This window comes from uncultured Cardiobacterium sp. (assembly GCF_938028185.1).
In the GTDB taxonomy this organism is placed as follows: domain Bacteria; phylum Pseudomonadota; class Gammaproteobacteria; order Cardiobacteriales; family Cardiobacteriaceae; genus Cardiobacterium.
The window spans coordinates 1-4,654 of sequence record NZ_CALJAH010000453.1 but is presented as its reverse complement, the minus strand read 5'-3'; the positions used below and the strand labels follow the sequence as shown (position 1 = coordinate 4,654).

Sequence of the window (4,654 nt, the reverse complement as noted above, 5' to 3'; positions counted from 1 at the left end):
GCTGCGGGCGCTGCGCGCCCTGCAGGGGAGGGGTATTTCGGCGGGTTGTCTTGCTTCGGTTTGCCATATGACAATCCTCCGAAGGTCTCTACAGCTTCGCAGGGGAGGGGGCGACAGCCGACGTAGGTTGGGTTAGGGCGAAGCCCGTAACCCAACGTTTTATCGCGATTTTTTTGTTGGGTTACGCTCGTTCCTCGCTAACCCAACCTACGGACAGCCCCCGCCCCAACCCGCTACCGGCTCCCACAGGGGATTGGTGTTTCAAAATTCGTAGCGCAGGGTCGCCATGATGTGGCGTGGGGCGCCGTAGTTGTGGTAGCCAAGGGAGACGCGGTATTTGCTGTTGAAGATGTTGTTGGCGTTGATGCCGAACTGGAGGTTGTCGTTGACGCGGTAGCGCGCCATGAGGTCGAGGGTGGTATGTGCCTTGTTGGTGTGGGCGGCGCGGATGACGGGGTCGTTGATGCGCGGGGTTTCCCGGGTTTTGCTTTGCCAGTTGAGGCTGCCGCCGATTTGCCAGTGGTTGTCAGGTACGTAGCTGGTCGCCAGTTTGATTTGGTCGGCGGGGATGTCGGTGTTGATGCGTTTGCCGCTGCGGTCTTTGGCGCGGTTGTGGCTGTAGCTGGCGTTAATAAGCCAGCCTTCCCTGATTTCGCCGCCGATATTGAGCTCCCAGCCGTGGTTTTTGGCGCCGTCTTCGGCGCGGTAATAGTTGGTATCGGGGTCGTCCGGGTAGGTGCCTGCCTTGACGGCCATGTTGTTTTTGCGCCCCTGGTAGAGGGCGGCGCCCGCCGCGAGTTTGCCGTCCAGCCATTCGCCTTTGAGCCCGATTTCGTAGGTGCTGCCTTGTTCGGGGTCAAGGCGGCGGTGGTGGATGTCGCGGTTTTCCTGGGGTTTGTAGATGGTGCTGTAGCTGGCGTAGGCGCTGAGCCAGTCGCTGAGGTCGTAGCTGGTGCCAAGGTAGGGGGTGAGGATGGCGTTTTCTTTTTGGGTTTCGGTTTTGAAGTTGTTGTAGTGGTCGCGTTTGTTTGCCTGCCAGTGGGTGAGGCGCGTCCCGGCGAGGACGCTTCAGCGGTCGGTCAGGTGCAGGTTGGTGCTGGCGTAGAGGCTGGCGCTGCGGTTTTTTTCGCCGCCTGTGCCCTGGTAAGGGTAGTCGGGGCGGGCGATGTCGCCCTGGAAGGTGAAGATGTTGGCGACCGGGCTCATGGCGCGCTCGTAGAGCGGGTTGTGGTAGTCGTCGTAGTGGTTGTAGCTGGCGCCGATTTTGAGTTCGTGTTCGCGTCCCCACAGCGGGTATTTGCCGCTGATGTTGAGGTCAAGGTTGTGTTCTTTCGGCGCGTGTTCCCAGTAGCCGCTGGTGAGGCGTGCCGCGCCGTCCGGCTGGATGTTGAAGGTGCCGGCGACACCATAGCGCTGTTCGCGCTTGCCGAAGGTGTAGCTGTATTGGGCGTCGAGTTGCCAGTTGTCATTGAGCTGGTGGTTCACGCGGGCAAAGATTTCGCTGCTGCGGCTCTGGTTGTATGCCCAGCGGGCAGAGGCGTTGTCGCGCGGGCCGAAGGGGGTAGGGCGGTAGCCGCTTGCGCCGTTGCCGTAGTAGGTTTCAAAGCTGTGCATACTGCTGCCGCGGGCGCGCATCTGGTTGTGTTGCAGGCCGAGGGTGAGGGTGGTCTGCGGGGTGAGGTCGTATTCGAGGATGCCGTAGAGGGTGCCACGGTCTTGTTTGGCGCGGTGTTGCCAGTCGCCGCCGTGGTCGTAAACGGCGATACCGCGTCCGCGCAGGCTGCCGTCGCGGTTGAGCGCGCCGCTGCTGTCCAGCACGGTGCGGACGTGGCTCCAGTTGCCGCCGCCCGCTTCGATGCAGGTGCGGGCTTCGCGCGTCGGGCGTTTGCGTGTGAGTTCGAGGACGCCGCCGGGTTCGCCGGTGCCGCTGGCAAGGCCGGTCGCGCCGCGCACGAGGCTGATGCTTTCGTAGATGGCGCTGTCGCTGTTGTTGATGGCCTGGGTGCCGTTCATGCCCTGGCGACTGGCGCCGTCAATGCGGTAGTTGTCGAGGGTGTAGCCGCGCGAGAGGTAGATGTTGTAGCCGCTGTTGCGGTTGCCCCAGGTGCGGTGGAAGACGCCAGGGGTGCGGTCAAGTGCCTGGTCAAGGGTAGTCGCCTGCTGGTCTTCTAATTGGCGCGCGGTGATGATGCTGACGCTTTGCGGCGTTTGGCGCAGGCTGAGGTCAAGGCCGGTGGCGGTGCTGTTCGCCGGGAGGGTGTAGTTGTTTTCGCTGGCGCCCTGCTCGCTGGTGAGGGTGACGGGTTTCAGGGTGGTCGCGTTTTCGCCGTGGGCAAGGGCGGGCAGGGCAGCGAGCAAGGCGAGGGCGAGCGGGCGGGGTTGCATGGTTGTCTCCGGTAAGGTTGCAATGCCCGCAATTATCGGTTTTTGGGGGTGGCTGCTACGGTGTTTCCGGGAATTTTTCGCTGTTATTTCGGGAATTTTTGCCGCTGTGGCGGGCGCGGTAGGCGCTGGGGCTTTCGCCCTGGTATTTTTCAAACCAGCGGTAGAAGTAGTTGAGCGGATGGCCGCTCTGGCTGGCGATGTCGCGCAGGCTGTATTCGGGGTATTCGCGCAGCAGCTCGCAGGCGCGGGCGAGGCGGCGCGCGTTCAGCGCCTGGGCAATGCTTTGTCCGGTCTGCGCCTTGAATTGGCGCTTGAGGTAGCATTCGTTCAGGCCGCAGCGGCGGGCAAGGCTGGCAATGGTGAGGTGTTCGCCGTATTCGTGTTCGATGATGGCGCGTGCCTGTTCGATGCGTTGGCCCGGTGCGGGCGGGGTGTTGTGCCATTCCAGCGCCATCGCCAGCCATTCCAGGGCGGCGGCTTCAAGGCGCAGGCGGGCAGCAGGGGTGGCAGCGAGGGGAAGGCGGCTCATTTGCCAGGCGTGCTGGCGCAGGGCGGGCGGGATGTCAATGTGGTCGATGATGTCGTTATCGCCAAGTAATGTCTGCATCCAGTGCGGCAGGGGCTGTTCGGCGGCGAGGTTTTTCAGCCGGTCGCGGTTAAAACGCAGGCTGATGTAGGTGAGCGGGATGTGCAGGGCGCGGTCAATGCCGCCACGGTAGCGGTAGCCGTTGCTGATGTTCATACGGCGGTGGTAGAGGTGCGGGTGGGCGAGCGCGCTCGGGTCGGCGTCGGCGAAGGTGAAGCAGAGGCCGATGTAACCGAAACCGCCGAAGGGCGCGTGCTCAAGCGGGCGGGCAAGGGTCAGGCTGGCGCGGATGAGGCGGAAATGGTCGTTGATATGTAGGACTTCTTCGTAGCCGTTGGCGTGGCGGTGCTGGATTTCGTCGTACTGGTAATGCGGCAGAATGAGGCGCGGACGGAAGCTGTTGCAAAATTCATCGGGCTGGATGATGCGGGACATGGGGTCGGTTCTGCTTGACGGGGCGGGCAGGATAGTGCAATTGGCAAGGTTTCTCAATTGTTTTAGTGCTTGCAATTACAGAAAAAATGCCGTCTTTACAAGAGGGTGGAAGCGGAATCTGTGCCGGTGTTTGCACCGCGCCGCGCAAATTTGTCACAATATCGTTTTCGTTTTTCAGGGAGCTTTGCCATGCCCGCCGCCATCCGCCGTTTCTTCCTCTGGCTGTTCGTTCTCTGCGCGCTGCCGCTCGCCGCGCAGGATTACCGCGCCTTTGCTGATGATATCGCGCAGCGGCTGGACGCTGCCAACACGCTCTATCAGCAGGGCAACACCGACGAGGCGAAGAAGAAGGTGCAGATGGCTTACTTTGAAGTCTTTGAAAATCTCGAAGGCCCCATCCGCATCAACATTTCCGCGCAGAAGAGTGCGGAGATGGAAGCGGAGTTTGGCAATATCCGCCGCCTGATTGGCAACGGCGCGCCGCAGGACGAGGTGCAGCAGCGCTTGCAGGCGTTGCGCGACGAGGTGCAAAAGGTGGTGCCGGTGCTGGAAAGCGGGCACAAGCTGGTCGCACACGGCGCGCATTCGGCGCTGGACGGCATTGACCCCGGCTGGGCGACGGCGTATCAGGCGTTGGACGACCACATGGCGGCGGCGGTATCCGCCTTTGAAAAGGGCAACCACGCCGAGGCGAAAAGCCGGGTGCAGCAGGCGCAGTACGACGGCTTCAAGAACAGCGACATGGAAACCACCATCCGCCAGCAGAAATCGGCGCGGGCAGCAGAGGTGATTAACCGCGAGTTTGCCGCGCTGATGAAGCAGGCGGATTCAAATGATTCGATTGACGCCTTCGGCTATGGCGTCTCTACCCTGCTCGGCGATGTGCAGGATGCGTTGCAGGGCGTACCCGCCCCGGCAAGCGCCGCGCCGCCGGTTGATGACAGCGCTATCGCCGGCAAGGACTGGTCGGGGACGCAGAAGGAGCTGCTGACTTCGCTGGCGCAGGCAAAGACGACCTATCAGGCGGGCGATACCGCCAAGGCGGTCAATCAGGTACAGGACACTTATTTCGACGTGTTTGAGGCGAGCGGGATGGAGAACGCCATCGGCGCGCGCGACGCCAACTTCAAAACCGAACTGGAAGGGCATTTCACCAAGCTCGTCGGTCTGATGAATGCAGGCAGCGATATCGCCACTATTGATAGCGAAATCGCCGCCTTTACCGCCGGTCTCGACAAGGCGCTGGAA

The 4,654-nt window shown here is 62.1% G+C and carries 2 protein-coding genes and 2 pseudogenes; 1 reads left to right on the top strand and 3 read right to left on the bottom strand.

All coding sequences use genetic code 11. The annotated features are described in order from the left end of the window. Window positions 1-261: 261 nt before the first annotated feature. From Q0349_RS13165 to Q0349_RS13155, 3 genes and pseudogenes are all read right to left on the bottom strand, one after another. Window positions 262-1,053: pseudogene (locus Q0349_RS13165) on the bottom strand (TonB-dependent receptor); the annotation flags it as partial. A 15-nt stretch (window positions 1,054-1,068) separates the two neighbouring features. Further along, complete coding sequence (locus tag Q0349_RS13160) at window positions 1,069-2,385, bottom strand: TonB-dependent receptor plug domain-containing protein (RefSeq protein WP_298081472.1); 1,317 nt, start codon at window positions 2,383-2,385, stop codon at window positions 1,069-1,071. Between the two features lie 55 nt (window positions 2,386-2,440). After that, window positions 2,441-3,406, bottom strand: a complete 966-nt coding sequence (locus tag Q0349_RS13155) for an AraC family transcriptional regulator (RefSeq protein WP_298081471.1) — start codon at window positions 3,404-3,406, stop codon at window positions 2,441-2,443. A 189-nt stretch (window positions 3,407-3,595) separates the two neighbouring features. On the opposite strand from Q0349_RS13155, the pseudogene Q0349_RS13150 reads away from it, so the two are divergent. Continuing rightward, window positions 3,596-4,654 (top strand): annotated as a pseudogene (locus Q0349_RS13150) (iron permease); the annotation flags it as partial.

Bases quoted from the DNA above. Each gene is read 5' to 3' on its own strand.
- Q0349_RS13160 (WP_298081472.1), bottom strand. From the start codon at position 2,385: ATGCAACCCCGCCCGCTCGCCCTCGCCTTGCTCGCTGCCCTGCCCGCC.
- Q0349_RS13155 (WP_298081471.1), bottom strand. From the start codon at position 3,406: ATGTCCCGCATCATCCAGCCCGATGAATTTTGCAACAGCTTCCGTCCG.